Source organism: Paraburkholderia sp. UCT2 (genome assembly GCF_014397665.1).
In the GTDB taxonomy this organism is placed as follows: domain Bacteria; phylum Pseudomonadota; class Gammaproteobacteria; order Burkholderiales; family Burkholderiaceae; genus Paraburkholderia; species Paraburkholderia tuberum.
This window is the reverse complement of record NZ_VZQO01000144.1, coordinates 1-882: the sequence shown is the minus strand read 5'-3', so window position 1 is coordinate 882 and position 882 is coordinate 1. Positions and strand designations below refer to the sequence as shown.

Sequence of the window (882 nt, the reverse complement as noted above, 5' to 3'; positions counted from 1 at the left end):
ATATGCCTGGGCACGGTCGTGTTGATCGGCTATATCGCCGTCGCCGCGCTCCAACGCACGGCCGCCGCGTATGACACTCTGGGCGTGGTTTTCGCATACGTTGTATTCGGCGTGGTGACATACATAGCAGCGACCGCCGCGACAGTTCGGCCGCGCCTTCGATTGACGGTCACCACCATTGCAGACCAGGCGCTTGTCATGACTGCCTTGGCGCTCGGCGGGCGCGTGGCGCTGCCCTTGCTCTGGGTCGTGTTCTGGTTCCTTGTGGGTGCCGGTTGCCGCCACGGCAAGCGGCCGTTGCTACTTTCATGTGCAGTTGCGCTTGCAGGCGTCGTGATTTTGATGCACGTCGAGCCGTGGTGGAGAGAAAACCTCGCGGTGGGATTGGGCATCATGCTCAGCATCGCGGCGACTTCCGTGTACTTGATGGCCCTCGTGCATCGGCTCGAACGGCAGGCTGCGACGGACCCTCTGACAGGACTCAGCAACCGCACTCGCCTCGAGCAGGCGATCGCTAAAGCGACTGCGGCGCGAGACGACGATAAGGGACAGTCTGTCTTGCTGTTCATCGATCTCGACGGCTTCAAGTACGTCAATGACGCTTATGGGCATGCGGTGGGTGATGAACTGTTGCAGTGCTTCGCCAACGGTCTGCAGACACGCATTCGCCGCGGCGATACGGTTGCCCGCCTGGGAGGCGACGAGTTCGCGGTGCTCGCCCGCCACGTGCATGGCGACGCCGGCGCGCGAGCGATTGCCGACGGTATTCACGACATCCTTCATGGGCTTCGAGAGATCGGCGGTCATCCCGTCGCCGTATCGGCCAGCATTGGCGTGCGCATGCTCGGTGCCAATAGCGCGGACGGACGTCTTGATGTACAC

At 62.5% G+C, this 882-nt stretch carries 1 protein-coding gene; it reads left to right on the top strand.

The window, feature by feature from the left end; all coding sequences use genetic code 11:
- Window positions 1-882: GGDEF domain-containing protein (locus F6X39_RS36130; RefSeq protein ID WP_262414944.1), on the top strand; the 882-nt coding region annotated here is incomplete at both ends.